Source organism: Pseudomonas sp. 21615526, assembly GCF_013386245.1.
Lineage (GTDB): Bacteria > Pseudomonadota > Gammaproteobacteria > Pseudomonadales > Pseudomonadaceae > Aquipseudomonas.
Genome location: NZ_JACAOM010000101.1, coordinates 39467 through 61133, shown reverse-complemented (window position 1 = coordinate 61133; position 21667 = coordinate 39467). Strand labels below are relative to the sequence as shown.

General features: G+C 61.0%; 16 protein-coding genes. 3 read left to right on the top strand and 13 right to left on the bottom strand.

Annotated elements, in window-relative coordinates; all coding sequences use genetic code 11:
• Positions 1 to 278: 278 nt before the first annotated feature.
• Positions 279 to 752, bottom strand: coding sequence for an Lrp/AsnC family transcriptional regulator (locus HX786_RS25505; RefSeq protein ID WP_032899927.1), 474 nt, complete (start codon positions 750 to 752; stop codon positions 279 to 281).
• 145 nt (positions 753 to 897) lie between these two features.
• On the opposite strand from HX786_RS25505, the gene HX786_RS25500 reads away from it, so the two are divergent.
• The 3 genes from HX786_RS25500 to pbpC all read left to right on the top strand — a co-directional run bounded on the left by HX786_RS25500 (position 898) and on the right by pbpC (position 9728).
• Positions 898 to 1527 carry a LysE family translocator gene (locus HX786_RS25500; protein WP_178912751.1) on the top strand — a complete coding sequence of 210 codons (630 nt, stop codon included), beginning with the start codon at positions 898 to 900 and terminating at the stop codon, positions 1525 to 1527.
• Between the two features lie 79 nt (positions 1528 to 1606).
• Positions 1607 to 7450 (top strand): alpha-2-macroglobulin, encoded by a 5844-nt coding sequence (locus HX786_RS25495; protein WP_178912750.1) that lies wholly within the window; start codon positions 1607 to 1609, stop codon positions 7448 to 7450.
• On the top strand, positions 7431 to 9728 hold the full coding sequence (gene pbpC, locus HX786_RS25490; protein ID WP_178912749.1) for a penicillin-binding protein 1C: 2298 nt from the start codon (positions 7431 to 7433) through the stop codon (positions 9726 to 9728). Before HX786_RS25495 ends, pbpC begins: the two co-directional genes overlap by 20 nt.
• Here pbpC and HX786_RS25485 read toward each other — a convergent pair whose 3' ends face one another.
• From HX786_RS25485 to atpE, 12 genes are all read right to left on the bottom strand, one after another.
• Positions 9729 to 10895, bottom strand: a complete 1167-nt coding sequence (locus HX786_RS25485) for a hypothetical protein (RefSeq protein ID WP_178912748.1) — start codon at positions 10893 to 10895, stop codon at positions 9729 to 9731.
• On the bottom strand, positions 10892 to 11473 hold the full coding sequence (locus HX786_RS25480) for a LemA family protein (protein ID WP_003213535.1): 582 nt from the start codon (positions 11471 to 11473) through the stop codon (positions 10892 to 10894). The genes HX786_RS25485 and HX786_RS25480 overlap by 4 nt, the downstream gene beginning before the upstream one ends.
• Positions 11474 to 11634: 161 nt before the next feature.
• On the bottom strand, positions 11635 to 13467 hold the full coding sequence (gene glmS, locus HX786_RS25475; RefSeq protein ID WP_008439539.1) for a glutamine--fructose-6-phosphate transaminase (isomerizing): 1833 nt from the start codon (positions 13465 to 13467) through the stop codon (positions 11635 to 11637).
• A 10-nt stretch (positions 13468 to 13477) separates the two neighbouring features.
• Positions 13478 to 14245, bottom strand: a complete 768-nt coding sequence (locus HX786_RS25470; protein ID WP_003213539.1) for a DeoR/GlpR family DNA-binding transcription regulator — start codon at positions 14243 to 14245, stop codon at positions 13478 to 13480.
• Between the two features lie 228 nt (positions 14246 to 14473).
• Positions 14474 to 15841, bottom strand: a complete 1368-nt coding sequence (gene glmU / locus HX786_RS25465) for a bifunctional UDP-N-acetylglucosamine diphosphorylase/glucosamine-1-phosphate N-acetyltransferase GlmU (RefSeq protein WP_102370203.1) — start codon at positions 15839 to 15841, stop codon at positions 14474 to 14476.
• Between the two features lie 115 nt (positions 15842 to 15956).
• Positions 15957 to 16382: a F0F1 ATP synthase subunit epsilon gene (locus HX786_RS25460; RefSeq protein WP_008439541.1), complete on the bottom strand. Its 426-nt coding sequence runs from the start codon at positions 16380 to 16382 to the stop codon at positions 15957 to 15959.
• Positions 16383 to 16426: 44 nt separating this feature from the next.
• Positions 16427 to 17806, bottom strand: a complete 1380-nt coding sequence (atpD, locus tag HX786_RS25455) for a F0F1 ATP synthase subunit beta (protein WP_003213545.1) — start codon at positions 17804 to 17806, stop codon at positions 16427 to 16429.
• A 27-nt stretch (positions 17807 to 17833) separates the two neighbouring features.
• Complete coding sequence (atpG, locus tag HX786_RS25450) at positions 17834 to 18694, bottom strand: F0F1 ATP synthase subunit gamma (RefSeq protein ID WP_003213547.1); 861 nt, start codon at positions 18692 to 18694, stop codon at positions 17834 to 17836.
• Positions 18695 to 18744: 50 nt separating this feature from the next.
• Positions 18745 to 20289, bottom strand: coding sequence for a F0F1 ATP synthase subunit alpha (atpA, locus tag HX786_RS25445; RefSeq protein ID WP_003213549.1), 1545 nt, complete (start codon positions 20287 to 20289; stop codon positions 18745 to 18747).
• A gap of 21 nt (positions 20290 to 20310) precedes the next feature.
• Positions 20311 to 20847 carry a F0F1 ATP synthase subunit delta gene (locus HX786_RS25440; protein WP_003213551.1) on the bottom strand — a complete coding sequence of 179 codons (537 nt, stop codon included), beginning with the start codon at positions 20845 to 20847 and terminating at the stop codon, positions 20311 to 20313.
• A gap of 12 nt (positions 20848 to 20859) precedes the next feature.
• A complete protein-coding gene (locus HX786_RS25435) occupies positions 20860 to 21330 on the bottom strand; it encodes a F0F1 ATP synthase subunit B (protein ID WP_008439543.1) in 471 nt (156 codons plus the stop codon).
• A gap of 56 nt (positions 21331 to 21386) precedes the next feature.
• Complete coding sequence (gene atpE / locus HX786_RS25430; RefSeq protein ID WP_002555987.1) at positions 21387 to 21644, bottom strand: F0F1 ATP synthase subunit C; 258 nt, start codon at positions 21642 to 21644, stop codon at positions 21387 to 21389.
• Positions 21645 to 21667: the final 23 nt, after the last annotated feature.

Below are 21667 nucleotides of genomic sequence, written 5' to 3'. Positions count from 1 at the left end.
CTCCTGTGGCGAGACCGTCTCTGTGGCGAGGGAGCTTGCTGTGGGGAGGGAGCTTGCTGTGGCGAGGGAGCTTGCTCCCGCTGGAGTGCGAAGCGCTCCCAGGATTTTGGGGCCGCTACGCAGCCCAGCGGGAGCAAGCTCCCTCGCCACAACAAGCGTCCTTATCTGATCGTTCCCACGCTCTGCGTGGGAATGCATCCGGTGACGCTCCGCGTCACGACTTTAAAGCGGACGCGGAGCGTCCAGGGCGGCATTCCCACGCGGAGCGTAGGAACGATCTAGCCGGGAAGGTGACTCAGCGGCAATGCCCCGGGCGTCTTCACCGTCTGAATCGCGAAGTTACTGCGGATATCACTCACCCCCGGCAACTTCAACAAGCTCCCGGTCAGGAACCGTTCATACCCGCGCAAGTCCGGCACCACCACTTGCAGCAGGAAATCCGACTCCCCCGACACCAGAAACGCCGAAATCACCTGGGGCAGCGCCGTCACCGCCAACCGAAACGCCTCCGCCTGTTCGTCGTTATGCCGCTCCACTTTCACCCCGACAAACACCGTCAGCCCCAACCCGACTTCATCCCGGTCCAGGCTTGCCTGGTAACCACGAATCACCCCGGCCTCTTCCAGCAGCCGCACACGCCGCAAGCAGGGCGAGGCCGACAGGCCAATCTCGTCCGCCAATTGCACGTTGCTCAGCCGGCCATCCCGTTGCAGGGCTTCAAGAATCTTGCGGTCAAATGCGTCCAGCTTCAGATTTGGCATAAGTGAAATGTTTCGCCCGAAAAAAGTGGCAGATTGTGCCAAGACTAGACGCTTTTCCATCTGACTACGCAAGCACCTGCCCCGGCCTTCGCCCCTAAAATTGCCCTACGAATCACCTACCGCAAGGGGCAGGCACATGGCAGAACTCTGGTTGTTTTTAGTCGCGTTGGCAGTGGTGTACCTGCTGCCCGGCCCGGACATGATCCTGCTGCTGCAAACCGGCGCCCGCCAGGGCAAGGCGATGGCACTGGCAACCGCAGGCGGCTTGGGCCTGGCGCGAGCCTGCCACGTGGCGCTGGCGGGGATGGGCCTGGCGACCCTGTTCAAGGTCGCACCCTGGACCTTCGATGTGGTGCGCCTGGGCGGTGCGGCGTATCTGCTGTGGATCGGCGTGCAGTGCCTGCGCTCAAACCTGCTGCCCAACCTGAACGCCGAGCACAGCACGACGCCGGCGCATGCCTGGCGCGAAGCCTTCCAGCGGGGTTTGCTGACCAACCTGCTCAACCCCAAGGCGCTGCTGTTCTGCTCCGTGCTGCTGCCGCAATTCATTGATCCACATGGCGCATCGGTGACGGCGCAGTTTGCGCTGTTGGGGGCGATTCTGGTGGCGGTCGGCCTGGCATTCGACAGTTGCTATGGATTGGCCGGCGCAAGAATCGGCCGCTGGCTGGAACGCAGCCCGTCCGCCCAGCGCCTTCAGCAATGGCTGTTTGGCAGTCTTTTGATCGGTTTTGCGATACGCCTCACCTTCGTACAGCAAGCCTGAGCTTTGCGGCGCATTTGCCGTCATCTTTTGTATCAAAGAGACGTGTAAGATACGCGACACATTGCCAGGGATGCTCACCATGTTTGATTCGTTAAAAGCGACCAGCCGCCGTTTTTTCGGGGCCTTGATCTCAGTGGTGAGTGTTCTGTTCAGCGCCGTTCGATGGCTGGCGCGCAGCCTGTTCGGCCAGTGGCAGCCGCCGCGCTGGCTGCAAGCCACAGGCAACGGCCTGGTCAACGTCGGCCACAAGGCCCGGGCTTATCCGCGCCAGGCTGCGGGCGGCGCGCTGGCCCTGGTACTCGTGCTGGCCGCGGGCTTTTACGGCTGGCACTGGTATTCCCACCTGCCACAGCCCCACACCGTGGGTTATTCGCTGCACAAGCCCAACCTGACGGATTACACCCAGCCGCAGCCGGTTGTGGATAACTTGCAGGTGCGCTTCGCCGAATCCGTGGCCCCGCTGGCGGCCATCGGCAAGCCGGTCACCGAAGGCATCACCCTCAAGCCTGCCATCGCCGGCGCCTGGCGCTGGGCGGATGACCGCAGCCTGGTGTTCACCCCGGAAAAAGACTGGCCCGTCGACGCCCACTACACCATCGACCTGGCCAAGAAGAACCTGTTGGCCGACGGCGTACTGCTCAGCCAATACACCAGCCAATTCTCCACCCAGCCGTTCCGCGCCACCTTGACGCAAAACGAGCTGTACCAGGACCCGAGCAACCCGACGCAGAAACAGCTGGTAGCGACCTTCCACTTTTCCCACCCGGTAGACGAAGACAGCGTACGCAAACGTGCCTCGGTCGCCCTCGGCAAAGGCTTGGCCTACCGCGATGCGCAACTGCCCAATCGCCCGGAAATCACCTTCGACGAACACAAGCTCAACGCCTTTGTGCGCTCTGCCGCCCTGGCCACCCCACTGGAAAGCACCCCGGTCAGCGCCAAGCTCGATGAAGGCCTCAAGGCCCGTGATGGCGGCAATCCCAGCTCGGCGCCGCTGGTGGCCGAAGTCACCGTGCCCGGCCGCTATCGCCTGACCTTTACCGGCGCCGAAGTCAGCTTTGTCGACAACGAGCGCGGCGAACCCGAGCCGGTGTTGATGTTCAGCAGTTCCAGCGCCGTGGCCGACGAGACCATCGCCAACAAGGTGCAGGCCTGGATGCTGCCGGAAAAAGCCGAGGACGATACCCGCCCCTGGAACCTGCAAGACATCGACGACAAACTGCTGGCCAGCAGCACCAAGGTCAAGCTGACCCACGTGCCGAGCGTCGAACCGCTGAATACCCTGCACGCCTTCAAGTTCAAGGCCCCGCCGGGCCGCGCCCTGTATGTGCGGGTACCGGCCAACCTGGAAGCCATCGGCGGCTACCTGGCGAAAAATCCGACAGCCTCTCTCGTGAGCATGCCGGCTTATCCGCGCACGCTGCAGTTCCTGTCCGACGGCGCCCTGCTCAGCCTCACTGGCGAAAAACGCCTGGGCTTCATGGCCCGTGGCGTACCCGGCGCCCATGTGGAAATCGCGCGCCTGCTGCCCAACCAGTTGCAACACCTGGTGGACCAGAGCAGCGGCAGCTTTGCCCGACCGAATTTTGCCAATGACTACTTCGACCGGATGGTGGAGCGTCAGAGCCTGGACATTCCGCTGTCGGCTGGCGACCCGTCGAAAACCGTCTACGACAATGTCGACCTGAGCAGCTACCTGACGGCCAACGGCGGCCGCCGGGGGATTTTTGTGCTCAAGCTGAGCCCGCAGGACGACCCGGCCGATCGCACCTTCGACTACTCGCGCAACACCACCAGCGACCTGCGTTTCATCGTGGTCACCGACTTGGGCATCATCGCCAAGCGCTCCAGCGATGGCAGCCACGATGTGTACGTGCAGTCCATCGGCAACGGCTCGCCGGTGTCCGACGCCCAGGTCGATATCATCGGCCGCAACGGTTTGCCGGTCGCCAGCGGCCATACCGACGCCGAAGGACACGCGCACTTCGCCAAGCTGGATGAACTGCGCCGTGAGAAAACGCCGTTGATGTATGTGGTCAGTCGCGGCAATGACCAATCCTTCCTGCCGATTGCCCGTCAGTCGCAACAGCTGGATTTGTCACGCTTTGATGTAGGCGGCCTGGAAGAGGACGGTGCGATCAATCGCCTCAGCGCCTACCTATTTACCGATCGCGGCCTGTACCGGCCCGGTGAGACCGCGCACCTGGGCATGATCGTGCGCAGCGGCGACTGGAAAGGCGCCCTGCAAGGCCTGCCGGTTGAGTTGCAGATCACCGACCCCCGTGGCCTTGAGGTGATTCGCCAGCCGTTGAAACTGTCGGCCAGCGGTTTTGAAACCTTCGATTTCCCAAGCAGCGAAGTAGCGCCATCCGGCGATTACACCGCGACCCTGCAACTGATCGGTGAGAAGCAGCGTCGTACCGACCTGGGCAGCGTCAGCTTCAAGGTCCGCGACTTTGAACCGGACCGGATGAAAGTCAGCCTGAGCCTGCACGATACACCGGTGCTGGGCTGGATCCCGCCGGATCAGGTGGTGGCCAAGGTCACCGCGATGCACTTGTTCGGCGCTCCGGCGGCGGGTCGTCGCGTCACGGCGAAAATGTCTCTGAGCCCGACGCTCGCGGCCTTTGATCGCTACCCGGATTACCGCTTCCGCCTGAATGACTCGCTGGAAGAAGCCAGCTCCGAAGACCTGGCCGAAACCACCGTCGACGACAATGGCCAGGCGGTGCTGGACCTGAACCTGCAACGCTTCGCCAACAGCACCTACCGCCTGCAAGTGATGACCCAGGTGTACGAAGCCGAAGGCGGTCGCAACGTCGCCGCACAAAGCGCATTGCTGGTGTCGGCGGCGCCGTACCTGGTGGGTGTGAAGAGCAAGGATTCGCTGTCTTTCGTCGCCAAGGACGCCCCGCGTGAAGTGCAATGGCTGGCCGTGGCGCCAGACCTTACGCCAGTCGCAGTCGACGGCCTGACCAGTGAAGTGGTCGAGCACCGCTACGTCTCGGTGCTGGTGAAGCAATCCAACGGCACCTACAAATACGAGTCGCGCATCAAGAACATCAGCCAGCCTGCCTCGCCGCTGGTGATGACCAAGGACGGCGCCAAGCAAACCCTGAACACCGGCACCCCGGGCGATTTCACCCTGCAACTCAAGGACGCCAACGGCAACCTGCTGAACCAGATCGACTACAGCGTCGCCGGCCGGGGCAACACCTCGCGCTCCCTGGAGCGCAACGCCGAACTGCAACTGCGCCTGGATAAACGCAGCTACGCCACCGGTGATGAGATCGCCATCAGCATTCGCGCGCCGTACACCGGCGCCGGGTTGATCACCATCGAGCGGGACAAGGTCTACACCCAGCAGTGGTTCAAGGCCGACAGCACCAACAGCGTGCAACACATCCGCGTTCCTGCGGGGCTTGAGGGCAATGCCTACGTCAACGTGCAGTTCGTACGGGACATTGGTTCGTCCGAGGTCTACATGAGCCCGCTGTCCTACGGCGTAGTGCCGTTCAGCATCAACCTCGACGCGCGGCGCATGGCGCTGAAAGTCGAAGGCCCGGCGAAGATCGAGCCGGGGCAGACCCTGGATATCAAGGTCAACGCCGACCGCCCTGGTCGCGCAGTGGTCTACGCGGTGGACGAAGGCATCCTGCAAGTGGCGCGCTACCAGACGCCGGACCCGTTGGGCTTCTTCTTCCAGAAGCGTGCACTGGAGGTCGGCACCAGTCAGATCCTTGACCTGATCCTGCCGGAATTCAGCCGCCTGCTCAGTGGGGCAGCGCCGGGTGGCGATACGGAAGGCGCCCTGGCCAACCACCTCAACCCGTTCAAGCGTAAACATCAGCCACCTGTGGCCTGGTGGTCTGGCCTGGTGGACTTGCCGGCCGGTGAAACCGTGCTGCATTACCAGGTTCCGGACAGCTTCAATGGCAAGCTGCATCTGTTTGCGGTGGCCGTGGACAGCGACAGCGTGGGCGTCAGCGAGGCCAACACCGAAGTGCGCGGGCCGCTGGTGATCACGCCGAACGTGCCGGCCTTTGTCGCACCGGGGGATGTGTTCAGCGTCAGCGCCGGGGTGTTCAGCAACCTGGACGCGGCGGCGGACGTGAAGTTTGAAGTGCAGACCAGCGATGGCCTGCAGGTGCAAGGCGACAAGGCCAGCACCCTGGCCCTGCAACCGCGCAAGGAGGGTGTCGCCGAGTTCAAGATCAAGGTAGGCGAAACCCTCGGCTCGGCAGACTTGCGCTTCGTCGCGGTGCTGCCGGATGGCAAGCGTATCCAGGTGGCGGAAACCACATCGATCCGACCCTTGAGCGAGCATCGGGTGGCCCTGAGCCTGGGCCGTTTCGACAGCGCCAGCAAAGAGCTGAAACCGACCCGCGAGCTGTTCAGCCAGTTGCGCGATGTGCAGTTGGGCGTCGCCGCTTCGCCGCTGGTATGGGCCAACGGCCTCAAGCATTACCTGGATGACTATGGCTACGCCTGCACCGAGCAATTGGTGTCCAAGGCCATGCCGGCGTTGATCTGGGGTGGTAACGCGCCGGAGGCCGAGCAGGCCTTCAGCGGTGCGGTGCGCATGCTGCGTCAACGGCAGAACCAGGCCGGCGGTTTCGGCTTGTGGGCGGCCAACCCGGATGTGGCGCCGTATGCCAGCCTGTACGCCACCGACTTCCTGATCGAAGCCAGGGAGCGCGGGCTGCCGGTGCCGGAAGACCTGCTGCAACGTTCCAACGCGTACCTCACCGACCTGGCCAACGGCCCGAGCGAAGGCCTGTCGGAATTGCGCAACCGCGCCTATGCCAGTTACCTCCTGAGCCGTCAGGGGATTCTGGTGAGCGGCGCCTTGAGCGATATCCGCGAGCGCTACGAAAGCTACTTCAAGGACACCTGGCAGAACGACATTGGCGCGGCGTACCTGGCCGCCAGCTACAAGTTGCTCAAGCAGGATCGTCAGGCCGACACGCTGTTCCGCAAGGTGCCGTGGCTTTCCCTGTCGGATAAATGGAACAGCGACGGCCTGTATTACGACCCGCTGGTGCACGACGCCGAGCACCTGCATTTGCTCGCGCGGCACTTCCCGGAAATGCTCGACGATGTGCCGACAAGCCTGCTGGATAAACTCGGCAAGCGTCTCAACGAGCAACGCTACAACTCGCTGTCGGCGGCACTGTTGCTGCGGGCCCTGGACAATTACGGCCAGCGCGCCCAAAGCGACATGACCCTCAAGGCCACCGCATGGCTCAGCGACAAGCAGCAACAGTTGTTGCAGATGGCCGGCCAACCGCCACGTGCGGCGGTGCCTGCCGGTACGCAAAAACTGCAGATGGAAAAATCCGACGGCCCGGCGGCGTTCTACATGCTGAGCGAAGCGGGCTATGACAAGGGCGCCAACCTCAAGCCGATCAACAGCGGCCTGGAAATCATCCACGAATACCTCGACCTCAAGGGCAATCCAGTCAGCAAGGTCGCGGTAGGTGATGAGTTCCTGGTGCGCCTGCGCTTGCGGGCTACTGACCGTGATCAGGTGCAGCAAGTGGCGGTGGTCGACTTGCTGCCGGGTGGTGTCGAGCCTGTGTATAACTTGCCGCCGGAGCCGGAAGCGGCCAGCACCGAGGAAAGCGAAGGCGACGATTCGGAGTACGTTGAAACCGGCGAAGACACCGAAGAAGCCGACGCCTGGCAGGCGCCGATTGGCGAGACCGATTTGAGCAACTGGCAACCGGACTACGTCGACGTGCGTGATGACCGAGTGGTGTTGTACGGCACCGCGCTGCGGGATGTAGGCACCTTCGTGTACCGCGTGCGCGCCACCAACGCCGGTACCTTCAATACGCCACCGGCCTACGCCGAGGGCATGTACGAAACCACCCTGCAAGGACGCGGCAAAGTAGGCCAGCTTGAAATTACCAAGCCTTAAAAGCCTGACGCCGCTGCTGGCAGCGGCGTTGATTCTGGCGGGGCTACGGTTGTGGCCCCACGCGCCGCTGGAACAGGCAGCCACCTCCTCACGGGTGGTGCTGGCCGATGACGGTTCGCTGCTGCGCATGACCCTGGCGGCTGACGGGCAATATCGCCTGTGGCTACCCCTGGAACGGATTTCTCCGTCACTGGTGGAGGCGTTGCTGCTCAAGGAAGACCGCAATTTCTACTGGCACCCGGGGATCAATCCCCCGGCGTTATTACGGGCGGCCATGGCCACCTATAGCGGCGGCCAGCGTCAGGGCGGTTCGACCCTGAGCATGCAACTGGCCAGGCGCTTGTGGGATCTCAATACTCGCCAAGTGCCCGGCAAGCTGCAGCAGATGGCCCTGGCACTGTGGCTGGAGGCGCGTTACAGCAAGCACGACATCCTTGAGGCCTACCTCAACCTGGCGCCCATGGGCGGCAATATCGAAGGTGCCGAAGCGGCCAGCCGGATCTATTTTGGCAAGTCAGCGGCGCAGTTGTCCTTGTCTGAAGCCCTCGCGCTGGCCGTGATTCCCCAGCAACCGGGTCGTCGGGCGCGCTTTGGGCCTTCCCTGCAAACCGCCCGGCAACGGCTGATGGCCGACTGGCGGGAAACTTATCCACAGGATCCGCGTAACGACAGTTTGCTGGACCTGCCGCTGGAAGCCCGCAACCGCCAGCAGATCCCGTTTCTCGCGCCGCACCTGAGCGAACAGTTGCTGGCCTCGCAAACCGGCAATGAGTTGAACAGCACCCTCAACCTGGCGCTGCAACAATTGCTGGAACGGCTGATCACCGGCTTCATCGCCGAGCGCCGCAGCAGCGGTGTGGAAAACGCCACGGCGATCCTGATCGACAGCCGCGACCAGAGCGTAAAAGCCCTGGTGGGCTCGGCAGACTACTTATCCACAAGCATCCACGGCCAGGTCAACGGCGTGTTGTCGCGGCGCTCGCCGGGCTCCACCCTCAAGCCATTCCTGTATGGGCTGGCGCTGGACCAAGGGGTGATCCACCCCATGAGCATCCTCAAGGACATGCCGAGTAACTTCGGCTACTTCCAGCCGGAAAATTTCGACGGCAGTTTTGTCGGGCCGGTGACAGCCCGTGACGCGCTGATTCGCAGCCGCAATATTCCGGCTGTCTGGCTGGCCAGCCAAACCCGCTCGCCGTCACTCTACGGATTGCTGCAACGGGCCGGGATCAAGGGCCTGCGCGGCGAAAGCCATTACGGCTTGGCGCTGGCCTTGGGCGGCGGCGAGATGACGCCCGAGGAGCTGGCGCGGCTGTATGTGATGCTGGCTGGTGACGGGCATTTGCGGCCGCTGCGCTATTTGCAGGAACAGCCGCAAACCACTGGCGCCCAGCTACTCACGCCGCAGGCCGCGTTTATGGTGCGCGACATGCTGCGGCGCAACCCGCGCCCGGACGGGCTGCCGGGGCGCCACTGGCGTACGGCCTGGAAGACCGGCACGTCCTGGGGCTTTCATGATGCATGGAGCGCCGGCCTCGTAGGCCCGTACGTGCTGGTGGTGTGGGTGGGCAACTTCGATGGGCGTCCGAATCCTGAGTTTATCGGTGCGAAAACTGCGGCACCGCTGTTCTTCCGTATCGCCGACGCCCTGCCGCTGGCCTTGCCCAATGTGGTGATCAAACCCGACAAACCGCCCGCCGGGCTGATCCGCATCGACGTCTGCGCGGCCTCTGGTGACTTGCCCAACCGTTGGTGCCCACGTACCCGCAAGACCTGGTACATCCCCGGCGTGTCACCGATTCGGGTGTCCAACCTGCACCGCCCGGTGCTGATCGACACCCGCACCAGCAAGGCCGCGTGCCCGCCGTTCGACCCGCAGTACACCCGTGAAGAAGTCTTCGAGTTCTGGCCCAGCGATGTGCAGCGGCTGTTCCGCGCCGCCGGGCTGCCCCGGCGTACGCCGCCCAATGTGCAGAAAAGTTGCCAACCCAACCGTGTCGGCGACCAGAGCGAGGCGCCGCAGATTCGCTCGCCGCTGACTCAGGTCAGTTATCACCTGCGCCTGTCCCAGCCCCAGGAAAGCATCCCGCTGAACGCCAATGCGGCCAGTGATGCACTGATGCTGTATTGGTTCGCCGACCAGACCCTGATCGGCCAGGGCCCGCCGCAAACCACGCTGAACTGGCGGCCGGGTAAGTCGGGGGAGTACCGGTTGCGGGTGACTGACGATCAGGGCCGCAGCGCCAGCCGAGGCTTGAAGGTTGAGTTTGTACCCTGATCAGGCGTCTTCGTCGCCTAAACCGGCAGTGCCGGCATCTTTTGCGAAATGCTTGTACGCCACCCCCAGCTTGCGTTGCTCAAAGATCGAAAACACCAGGGTGCCCAGCAGAATCATCATCCACACCAGGAACACCTTCATGGTGTCCACCTGGGCCACCACCAGCAGCAAGGTCACTACGCCGCCAATCACCATGCCCAGGCCCATCCAGGCGCCCAGCACGCGGCCTACCGCCAGGCGCATGCCCTTGGGCAGCAAGAGCCGCAGCGCGAGCAACACCACAAACATCGTCAGCAAGAAGCCAAACGCGGCCATGAAAGGAATCACGAAGCCGTTGTCACGGTACAACCAGGCCAGAAACCGATAGGCGGGATTCAGCTCTGCCATTTGCTGGTAGGTGGCAGGGCCCGGCAAATGCAGTTGGGCAAAATGTTCCGGCGTCATGGCCATGATGCCGACGCCGATCAAACCCACCACCACCGCGTAGAAACCACCGGCGCGCCACAGCGGCGCCAGCACACGGCGGTTTTCCACCTCCTTGGTCTCGGCCAGGCCGAACACCGCGTCAGGTTGCCGGCCCTGGGCAATCACCGTCTTGCCCGCACGCTCGCAGGCGTCGCCAATCAGCATCACCTGCATATCCTGGGTGAGGAGCAGTTCGCCCTGGCGGCGGGAGCTGCTGATCCATTCATGGTCGTCCGGGCGCTTCTTGCCGAACAGGTCGATACCCTCGGCAATCACTGTCACTTCACCGGTGGCGTCCTGCAGGCGGAAGTCATTGCAGCGAGCCTCGGCCGAGACCTGGCTCCAGCTCCAATCGCCATCCTTGTCTTTGGTGCCTTCTTCGATGACCCACACGTAACCGGCGCAAGGCTTGCCGTGGACCGGTGAGATCAGGGGCGTGTCGACGATCACCTTGCCGTTCACTTCCACCAGCCCCATGGCCAATGAGCGTATCTGGCTGGTGGCCAGGCGCTGTTCGGTGCGATAGAAATTGGGGCCGAAGCTGGCCAGCAGCCCGATCAGGATGCACACAGGAAAAAACAGCGCCACGAGGATCGTCGGGGCGTAGACCATCAGGCCAATAAAGCCGGCGAGAAAGACCAGTGCCACCAGGGTTTTCCACACTGGTTTTTTTGTGACAACCCCTGCCTGGGTGGTTTTCATGCCCCCGGCACCTCAAGCTTCACGCCGTCGTAGCGGGTTTCTTCGGCGCTGATGGCCAGCAGCGGAATGCGCTGATAGCCGAGCATCTTGGCGAAGAACAGATCAGGAAAAATCGCGATGGCGATGTTGTAGAGGTTGACTGACTCATTGAAGAACTCGCGACGGTCGGCGATGCGTTCCTCAACCGCCGAGATCGCCTGCTGCAACTCGACCATGTTGGGGCCGGAGATCAGCGTCGGATAATTCTCGGCAACTGCAATCACCGACTTGAGCGCCGTATTGAGCTGGTTGGAGGCATCGACTTTATCGGTGAGGCTGCTGGCGTTGAGGTACGCGGTGCGGGCGTCGCTGAGGCGGGTGAACAGCGCGTTCTCATGGTTCATGGCGGTTTGCACCACGCGCATCAGGTCGGGAATCTGGTCTGCCCGCTGCTTGAGCAGCACGTCGATGTTGGCGAAGGCTTTATCCACATCGTTGCGGCGCATCACCAGGCCGTTGTAGACCCCCACCAGCCAGCCGACCAGGCCGACGACAATAATCAGCACGACGATACCGGCGATCAGCAGTTCGATGTTCATGGCGGCGGCATTCCCTGGCTAGTTATCCACAGGGCGCATTCTAGGGGTAAAGCAGGGGAATACTCCCGGAATTAGTCCACAGAAACGGCAAGACCCGATATCCGGTAGCCTGAAAAAGCAAAACCCCCGAAGAACGGGGGTTTTGGTGGTTCGAGTGCGGCTTATTCCACCGTCACCGACTTCGCCAGGTTACGCGGCTGGTCAACGTCGGTGCCCTTCAGCACAGCGACGTAATACGACAGCAGCTGCAGCGGGATGGTGTAGAGGATCGGCGACAGGGTGTCGTGGATGTGCGGCATGTTGATGACGTGGGTGCCTTCGCCATTGGTCATGCCGGCCTTCTCGTCCGCGAACACGATCAGTTGGCCGCCACGGGCCCGCACTTCCTGCAGGTTGGACTTGAGCTTCTCCAGCAGTTCGTTGTTCGGCGCGACGGTAACGACTGGCATGTCGTCATCCACCAGGGCCAGCGGACCGTGCTTGAGCTCACCGGCCGGGTAGGCTTCGGCGTGGATATAGGAGATTTCCTTGAGCTTGAGCGAACCTTCCATTGCCACCGGGTATTGCGCACCACGGCCGAGGAACAGGGTGTGGTGTTTGTCGGCGAACAGCTCAGCGACTTTCTCCACAGTGCTGTCCATGGCCAGGGCTTCACCCAGGCGGGCCGGCAGGCGGCGCAGTTCTTCGACCAGGTGTGCCTCGACGCCTTCGCCCAGCGTGCCGCGAACCTGGCCCAGGGACAGGGTCAGCAACAACAGGCCGACCAACTGGGTGGTGAAGGCCTTGGTGGATGCCACGCCGATTTCACGACCGGCCTGGGTCAGCAGGGTCAGGTCGGACTCGCGCACCAGCGAGCTGATGCCGACGTTGCAGATCGCCAGGCTGCCGAGGAAGCCCAGTTCCTTGGCGTTGCGCAGGGCGGCCAGGGTGTCGGCGGTTTCGCCGGACTGGGAGATGGTCACGAACAGAGTGTCGGGCTGCACCACCACCTTGCGGTAGCGGAATTCGCTGGCGACTTCGACCTGGCACGGGATGCCGGCCAGTTCTTCCAGCCAGTAACGGGCGACCATACCGGCGTGGTAGCTGGTGCCGCAGGCGACGATTTGCACGTTGCGCACTTTGGCGAACAGCTCAGCAGCTTGCGGGCCGAAGGCTTGCACCAATACCTGGTTCTGGCTCAGGCGACCTTCCAGGGTGCGTTGCACCACGGCCGGTTGCTCGTGGATTTCCTTGAGCATGAAGTGGCGGAACTCGCCCTTGTCGGCGGCTTCGGCGCCGTCGCGGTACTGCACGGCTTCACGTTCCACGGACTGGCCGTTGACGTCCCAGATGGACACGCTTTCACGGCGGATCTCGGCGATGTCGCCTTCTTCCAAGTACATGAAGCGGTCGGTCACCTGGCGCAGGGCCAGTTGGTCGGAGGCGAGGAAGTTCTCGCCCAGGCCCAGTCCGATCACCAACGGGCTGCCACTGCGGGCGGCGACCAGGCGGTCGGGCTGGCTGGCGCTGATCACGGCCAGGCCATAGGCGCCGTGCAGTTCCTTGACGGTGGCCTTGAGAGCGTTGGTCAGGTCGCCGATGTCCTTGAGCTTGTGGTTCAGCAGGTGGGCGATGACTTCGGTGTCGGTGTCCGAGGTGAAGACATAACCCTGGCCTTTGAGCTGTTCACGCAGCACTTCGTGATTTTCGATGATGCCGTTGTGCACAACCGCCAGGTCACCGGAGAAGTGCGGGTGAGCATTGCGTTCGCACGGCGCGCCGTGGGTGGCCCAACGGGTGTGGGCGATACCCAGGCGGCCTACCAGCGGCTCACCGGCCAACGCTTGTTCGAGTTCGCTGACCTTGCCCGGGCGACGCATGCGCTCAAGCTTGCCGGCGTTGGTAAAGAGCGCCACACCGGCGCTGTCGTAGCCACGGTATTCCAGGCGTTTGAGGCCTTCGAGCAAAATGGCAGTGACGTTTCGTTCAGCGACTGCGCCAACAATTCCACACATGGTTTCTCTCCTAGATGACTGCCGCGCAAATCAGCGTGATGCCGCGGGCTTGAATCTGGTCGCGGGCCTCAAGTGGCAGGCGATCATCGGTAATAAGGGTATGGACGCTGCTCCAGGGCAGTTCCAGGTTGGGGATCTTGCGGCCAATCTTGTCGGACTCGACCATCACCACCACTTCGCGGGCGACTTCGGCCATGACGCGGCTCAGCCCCAGTAATTCGTTGAAGGTGGTGGTGCCGCGCTCCAGGTCGATGCCATCGGCACCAATAAAGAGCTGGTCGAAATCGTAGGAACGCAGTACCTGTTCGGCGACCTGACCCTGGAACGAGTCCGAATGCGGGTCCCAGGTGCCGCCGGTCATCAACAATACCGGCTCGTGTTCCAGGTCGCTCAAGGCGCTGGCCACGTGCAGGGAGTTGGTCATCACCACCAGGCCGGGCTGGTGGCCCAATTCGGGGATCATGGCGGCGGTGGTGCTGCCGCTGTCGATGATGATGCGCGCGTGTTCCCGCAAACGCCGGACGGCCGCACGGGCGATGGCGCGCTTGTAGGCCGAAATGGGCTGTGCCGGATCACCGACCAGTTCCTGAGGCATGGTGATGGCGCCACCGTAGCGACGCAGCAACAGACCGTTACTTTCGAGGGCCGCCAGGTCCTTGCGGATGGTGACTTCCGAGGTTTCGAAACGCTTGGCCAATTCGTCCACGCTGACTTCACCTTGCTCGGTGAGCATGGCAAGGATGTTGTGGCGACGTTGGGGTGTATTTCGTTTCGACATGGTGATGATAAGTTTCGTTTCGAAAGATAACGAAGGCAATCAAAACCTATTCATTCAAAATGGTCAAGCGTGCGGCGGAGTTTTTTGAATCAACACAGATAAAAATGTGGGAGCGGGCTTGCTCGCGAAGGCGGTGTGTCAGTCGGCGCATGTATCAACCGAAAGACCGCCTTCGCGAGCAAGCCCGCTCCCACATAAGTACCGCAGTGTTTCAGGGTTGTGGATAACTCAGGTCTTTTTGATTTTGACCGGGCGTTTCCAGCCGTCGATGTTGCGCTGGCGGGCGCGGGCCACGGCCAACTGGGACTTATCCACATCCTGGTTGATGGTGGAACCTGCGGCGGTGTTTGAACCATCACCGATAGTGACGGGGGCGATCAGCGAGTTGTTGGAGCCGATAAACACGTCTTCGCCAATGGTCGTCTGGTACTTGTTGGCGCCGTCGTAATTGCAGGTGATGGCGCCTGCGCCGATATTGCTGCGGGCACCGATCACTGCATCGCCGAGGTAAGCCAGATGGCCGGCCTTGGCGTCGTCACCCATCCGGGCGTTTTTCAGTTCGACAAAGTTACCCACGTGGGCGCGGGCGCCCAGCACGCTGCCCGGACGCAAACGCGCGAACGGACCCGCATCACTGCCCTCGCCCATCACCGCACCGTCGATATGGCTGTTGGCCTTGATCACCACACCCTTGCGCAGGGTGCTGTCCTTGATCACGCAGTTCGGCCCGATCACCACGTCGTCTTCAATGACCACGCGGCCTTCGAGGATCACGTTGATATCGATCAGCACGTCGCGGCCAACGGTGACGTCACCCCGCACATCGAAACGTGCCGGATCACGCAGCGTCACGCCCAGCGCCATCAGGCGGCGGCCTTCACGCAGTTGGTAGTGACGCTCCAGCTCCGCCAGTTGCTTGCGGTCGTTGGCGCCCTGCACTTCCATCGGGTCGTGGGGCTGTTCGGTGGCTACCACCAGGCCATCGCTGACGGCCATCTCGATGACGTCGGTCAGGTAGTACTCGCCTTGGGCGTTGTTGTTGGACAAGCGGCTCATCCAGTCAGCCAGGCGGTCAGCCGGCACAGCGAGGATGCCGGTGTTGCCTTCAGTGATGGCGCGCTGGGCTTCGCTGGCGTCTTTATGCTCGACGATGGCGGCGACCTTGCCGTCAGCGTTGCGCACGATGCGACCGTAGCCGGTCGGGTCGTCCAACTCGACAGTGAGCAAGCCCATCTGGCCTGGCACCACGTGCTTGAGCAGGCGCTGCAAGGTTTCCACTTCGATCAGCGGCACGTCACCGTAGAGGATCAGCACGGTGTCGGCCTTGATGAACGGCACGGCCTGCGCGGTGGCATGGCCGGTACCCAATTGCTTGTCCTGCAATACGAAATTCAGGTCATCCGCCGCCAGCCGCTCACGCACCACATCGGCACCGTGGCCGATCACCACATGAATGCGCTGTGGATCCAGCTGCCGGGCGCTGTGGATAACATGGCCAAGCATGGAGTTGCCGGCAACCGGGTGCAGCACCTTGGGCAGGGCCGAACGCATACGGGTGCCCTGGCCTGCGGCAAGAATTACGATTTCGAGAGACATGAATGGCTACCAATCCTGGGCGGTCAGACTTCAGACCAAAGAAGTGTTTTGCAAAAAAAGAAAAAGGGTAGCCGAGGCTACCCTTTTTAATCAATCACGCATGAGGCTTGACGGCTTAGCCGCCAAACTTCTTGCGGATCTGCTGGACGGTGCGCAGCTGAGCTGCGGCCTCGGCCAGACGTGCAGCAGCAGAACCGTAGTCGAAATCTGCGCCTTTTTCGTTCAGGGCCTTCTCGGCAGCCTTGACGGCTTCCTGAGCGGAGGCTTCATCCAGGTCGGCAGCACGTTGCACGGTGTCGGCAAGTACCTTGACCATGTTCGGCTGAACCTCGAGGAAACCACCGGAGATGTAAAACACCTCCCGTTCCCCGCCCAGCTTGGTCAGAGTGATCGGACCAGGCTTCAAGGATGTAATCAATGGCGCGTGGCCAAAGTTAATACCCAGGTCGCCCAGTTCGCCGTGTGCAATCACACTCTCGATCTGACCGGAGAAGATTTCCCCTTCCGCGCTGACGATATCGCAATGGAATGTCATAGCCATCTGCTTGCCTCAACCTGATTAGCGCCCGTTACCGGGCGCCGGAATTACAGTTTCTTGGCTTTCTCGATCGCTTCTTCGATGCCGCCGACCATGTAGAACGCTTGTTCTGGCAGGTGGTCGTAGTCACCGTTGAGGATGCCTTTGAAGCCAGCAATGGTGTCTTTCAGGGAAACGTATTTACCCGAGGCACCGGTGAAGACTTCAGCCACGAAGAACGGCTGCGACAAGAAGCGCTGGATCTTACGAGCGCGGGATACCAACTGCTTGTCGGTTTCCGACAGCTCGTCCATACCCAGGATCGCAATGATGTCCTTCAGTTCTTTGTAACGCTGCAGAACGTACTGGACGCCGCGAGCGGTGTCGTAGTGTTCCTGGCCGATGACGTTCGGGTCCAGCTGGCGCGAAGTCGAGTCCAGTGGATCGACCGCTGGGTAGATACCCAGGGAGGCGATGTCACGGGACAGTACGACGGTGGCGTCCAAGTGGGCGAACGTGGTCGCTGGCGACGGGTCAGTCAAGTCATCCGCAGGTACGTATACCGCTTGGATCGAGGTGATCGAACCGTTTTTGGTCGAAGTGATACGCTCTTGCAGAGTACCCATCTCTTCGGCCAGGGTCGGCTGGTAACCTACTGCGGAAGGCATACGGCCCAGCAGTGCGGATACTTCAGTACCGGCCAGGGTGTAACGATAGATGTTGTCGACGAACAGCAGAACGTCGTTACCTTCGTCACGGAACTTCTCGGCCATGGTCAGGCCGGTCAGTGCTACGCGCAGACGGTTACCCGGCGGCTCGTTCATCTGACCGTAAACCAGTGCCACTTTGTCCAGAACGTTGGAATCCTTCATCTCGTGGTAGAAGTCGTTACCCTCACGAGTACGCTCACCCACACCGGCGAACACGGAATAACCGCTGTGCTCGATGGCGATGTTACGGATCAGTTCCATCATGTTTACGGTTTTGCCTACACCGGCACCACCGAACAGACCGACTTTACCGCCCTTGGCGAACGGGCAAACCAGGTCGATAACCTTGATGCCGGTTTCCAGCAGGTCGTTGCCGCCCGCTTGTTCCGCGAAGGAAGGCGCAGGACGGTGAATGCCCCAGCGCTCTTCGGTGTCGATTGGACCGGCTTCGTCGATCGGGTTACCGAGGACGTCCATGATCCGGCCCAGGGTCGCTTTACCGACCGGTACGGAGATGGCTGCGCCAGAGTCAGTGACTTCCAGACCGCGCTTCAAGCCTTCGGTGGAACCCATTGCAATGGTACGAACCACGCCGTCGCCCAGCTGCTGCTGAACTTCCAGGGTGGTGCCTGCATCGCTTTTGACTTTCAAAGCGTTGTAGATGCTCGGTACGCTGTCGCGTGGGAATTCCACGTCGATAACGGCGCCGATGATTTGAACGATACGTCCGCTACTCATAGCTGGATCCTCTGAATATTTGAACCGTTAAACCGCGGCAGCGCCGCCGACGATTTCCGAGATCTCTTGGGTGATCGCAGCCTGACGCGCCTTGTTGTAGATCAGCTGCAAATCGCTGATCAAATCACCGGCGTTGTCGGTAGCGTTCTTCATCGCGATCATCCGCGCAGCTTGTTCAGCCGCGTTGTTCTCGACCACCGCCTGGTACACCTGCGACTCCACGTAGCGCACCATCAAGCCGTCAAGCAGCTCTTTGGCGTCTGGTTCGTAGAGGTAGTCCCAGTGGTGCTTGAGTTCTTGTTCCGGGGCGGCCACCAATGGAATCAACTGCTCCACGGTAGGCTGTTGCGTCATGGTGTTGATGAACTTGTTGGATACCACGGAGAGGCGGTCAATCCGGCCTTCCAGGTATGCATCCAGCATCACTTTGACGCTGCCGATCAAATCATTGATCGACGGTTCTTCACCCAGGTGGCTGATAGCTGCAACGACGTTACCGCCGAAGTTGCGGAAAAAGGCCGCACCCTTGCTACCGACCACACACAGATCGATCTCGACGCCTTTTTCGCGGTTTACCGCCATGTCCTTGACCAGGGCCTTGAACAGGTTGGTATTCAAACCACCGCACAAACCACGGTCACTGCTCACCACGACATAACCGACGCGCTTTACTTCGCGATCGATCATGAACGGGTGGCGATATTCCGGGTTGGCGTTGGCCAGATGACCAATAACCTGGCGGATACGCTCCGCGTAGGGACGGCTAGCAGCCATGCGCATTTGTGCCTTGCGCATTTTGCTGACCGCCACTTTTTCCATGGCGCTGGTGATCTTTTGCGTGCTTTTGATGCTCGCAATCTTACTGCGAATCTCTTTTGCGCCTGCCATGTAACACCTATCAGGTTAGCAAGCGGGAGCCTCGCGGCCCCCGCTGCGGCTTACCAGGTTTGGGTGGCCTTGAACTTCTCGATACCGGCTTTGATGCCAGCGTCGATGTCGTCATTGAAGTCACCCTTCACGTTGATCTTCGCCATCAATTCGGCGTGATCGCGGTTGAAGTAAGCAATCAGCGCTTGTTCGAAGCTGCCGACCTTGGTGATTTCAACGTCGGTCAGGAACCCACGCTCAGCGGCATACAGCGACAGCGCCATGTCAGCGATCGACATTGGTGCGTATTGCTTCTGCTTCATCAGCTCGGTAACGCGCTGACCATGCTCAAGTTGCTTACGGGTCGCTTCGTCCAGGTCAGAAGCGAACTGGGCGAATGCCGCCAGTTCACGGTACTGAGCCAGAGCGGTACGGATACCACCGGAGAGCTTCTTGATGATCTTGGTCTGAGCGGCACCACCCACACGGGATACCGAAACACCGGCGTTCACTGCAGGACGGATCCCGGAGTTGAACATGGCCGATTCCAGGAAGATCTGACCGTCGGTGATGGAAATCACGTTGGTCGGAACGAACGCGGAAACGTCGCCAGCCTGGGTTTCGATGATCGGCAGTGCGGTCAGGGAACCGGTTTTGCCGGTCACTGCGCCGTTGGTGAACTTCTCTACGTATTCTTCCGAAACGCGGGATGCGCGCTCCAGCAGACGGGAGTGGAGATAGAACACGTCGCCTGGGTAAGCTTCACGGCCTGGTGGACGGCGCAGCAGCAGGGAAATCTGGCGGTAAGCCACTGCTTGCTTGGACAGATCGTCATAAACGATCAGCGCGTCTTCACCGCGGTCGCGGAAGTATTCGCCCATGGTGCAACCGGAGTACGGTGCCAGGAACTGAAGTGCAGCGGATTCGGAAGCACTGGCGGCCACGACGATGGTGTTAGCCAGGGCGCCGTTTTCTTCCAGCTTGCGAACCACGTTGGCGATGGTCGATTGTTTCTGACCGATGGCTACGTAGACGCAGAAAATCCCGCTGTCTTTCTGGTTGATGATCGCGTCGATCGCCAGAGCGGTTTTACCGATCTGACGGTCACCGATGATCAGCTCACGCTGGCCACGGCCGACAGGAATCATGGCATCGACAGCCTTGTAGCCAGTCTGTACAGGCTGGTCTACCGACTTACGCCAGATCACGCCTGGAGCAACTTTCTCGACCGCATCGGTCTCGGTGTTGTTCAGCGGACCTTTGCCGTCAACTGGGTTACCCAGTGCGTCGACAACGCGACCCAGCAGTTCCTTACCAACCGGAACTTCCAGGATGCGGCCTGTGCACTTGGCGCTCATGCCTTCGGCCAGAGTCTGGTAGGAGCCCAATACAACGGCACCTACAGAGTCTTGCTCCAGGTTGAGGGCCATACCGTAGACGCCGCCCGGAAACTCGATCATCTCGCCGTACATTACGTCGGCCAGACCGTGAATCCGCACGATGCCGTCAGATACGCTGACGACAGTGCCTTCGTTACGGGCTTGGGAGGTCACATCGAGCTTGTCGATGCGGCCCTTGATAATTTCACTTATTTCGGAAGGATTGAGTTGCTGCATTGCTCTGCTGCCCCTTCAAACTCAAGATTTCAATGCTTCGGCAAGATTCGCGAGTTTGCCGCGAATCGAGCCATCGATAACCAGGTCGCCGGCGCGAATGATGACACCACCAATCAGGGTGGCATCCTCCGCAACTTGCAGGCGCACTTCCCGGTCGAGTCGTGCACTGAGAACCTTGGCGAGTTTGTCTTGCTGTTCTTGGTTCAATGCAAAAGCACTGGTCACTTCAACATCTACCGATTTCTCTTGTTCGGCCTTGTACAGGTCAAACAGAGCGGCGATCTCCGGCAGAAGCGGGAGACGGTCGTTTTCGGCAACGACGTGGATGAAGTTCTGCACTTTTACATCAAACTTGTCGCCGCACACGTCAATAAACGTGGCGGCCTTGTCTGCGCTCGTCAGTCGCGGGGCCTTGAGCACGCGCTGCATGGTGTCGTCTTGCGACACTGCTGCAGCCAGGCCGAGCATGGCTGACCAAGAGGCCAGCTGCTGGTGGGCCTGGGCGTGCTCGAAGGCTGCCTTAGCGTAAGGTCGGGCCAACGTGGTCAATTCTGCCATGATCGCCCTCGCTTAAATTTCAGCAGCCAGTTTGTTTACCAGCTCCGCGTGCGCGTTTTGATCGATTGTGGCACCCAGGATCTTCTCAGCACCGCCGACGGCCAGAGCACCCAGTTGGGCACGCAGCGCATCTTTGACACCGTTCAGTTCCTGCTCGATCTCGGCTTGAGCCTGAACCTTCACACGGTCAGCGTCGATACGGGCTTTTTCAACAGCCTCTTCAACGATCTGGTTACCGCGTTTCTTGGCTTGCTCAATGATTTCAGCTGCCTGAGCTTTCGCTTCGCGCAGTTGTTGACCCGCTTTATCTTGGGCCAACTCCAGGTCGCGAGCTGCTCGTGCGGCAGCGTCCAGTCCGTCTGCGATCTTCTTCTGACGTTCGTGCAAAGCCGCGATGACCGGAGGCCATACGAACTTCATGCAGAAAACTACAAAAATCAAGAACGCTAAGGACTGACCAATAATGGTTGCATTAATGTTCACGCCAATACCTCGCTCGTTCGTTGCACAACACACCAATCACTCGAAAAAACGAGTGATTAACCGGCGAGTTGACCAACGAAGGGGTTCGCGAAGGTGAAGAACAGAGCGATACCAACACCGATCATGGTCACGGCGTCGAGCAGGCCGGCGACGATGAACATTTTAACTTGCAGCATTGGAACCATTTCTGGCTGACGCGCTGCGCCTTCCAGGAACTTGCCGCCCAGCAGGCCGAAACCAATGGCAGTACCCAGGGCGCCCAGGCCGATCAACAGTGCAACAGCGATAGCGGTTAGACCAACTACAGTTTCCATCTTTCCTCCCGACTTTTACGTCG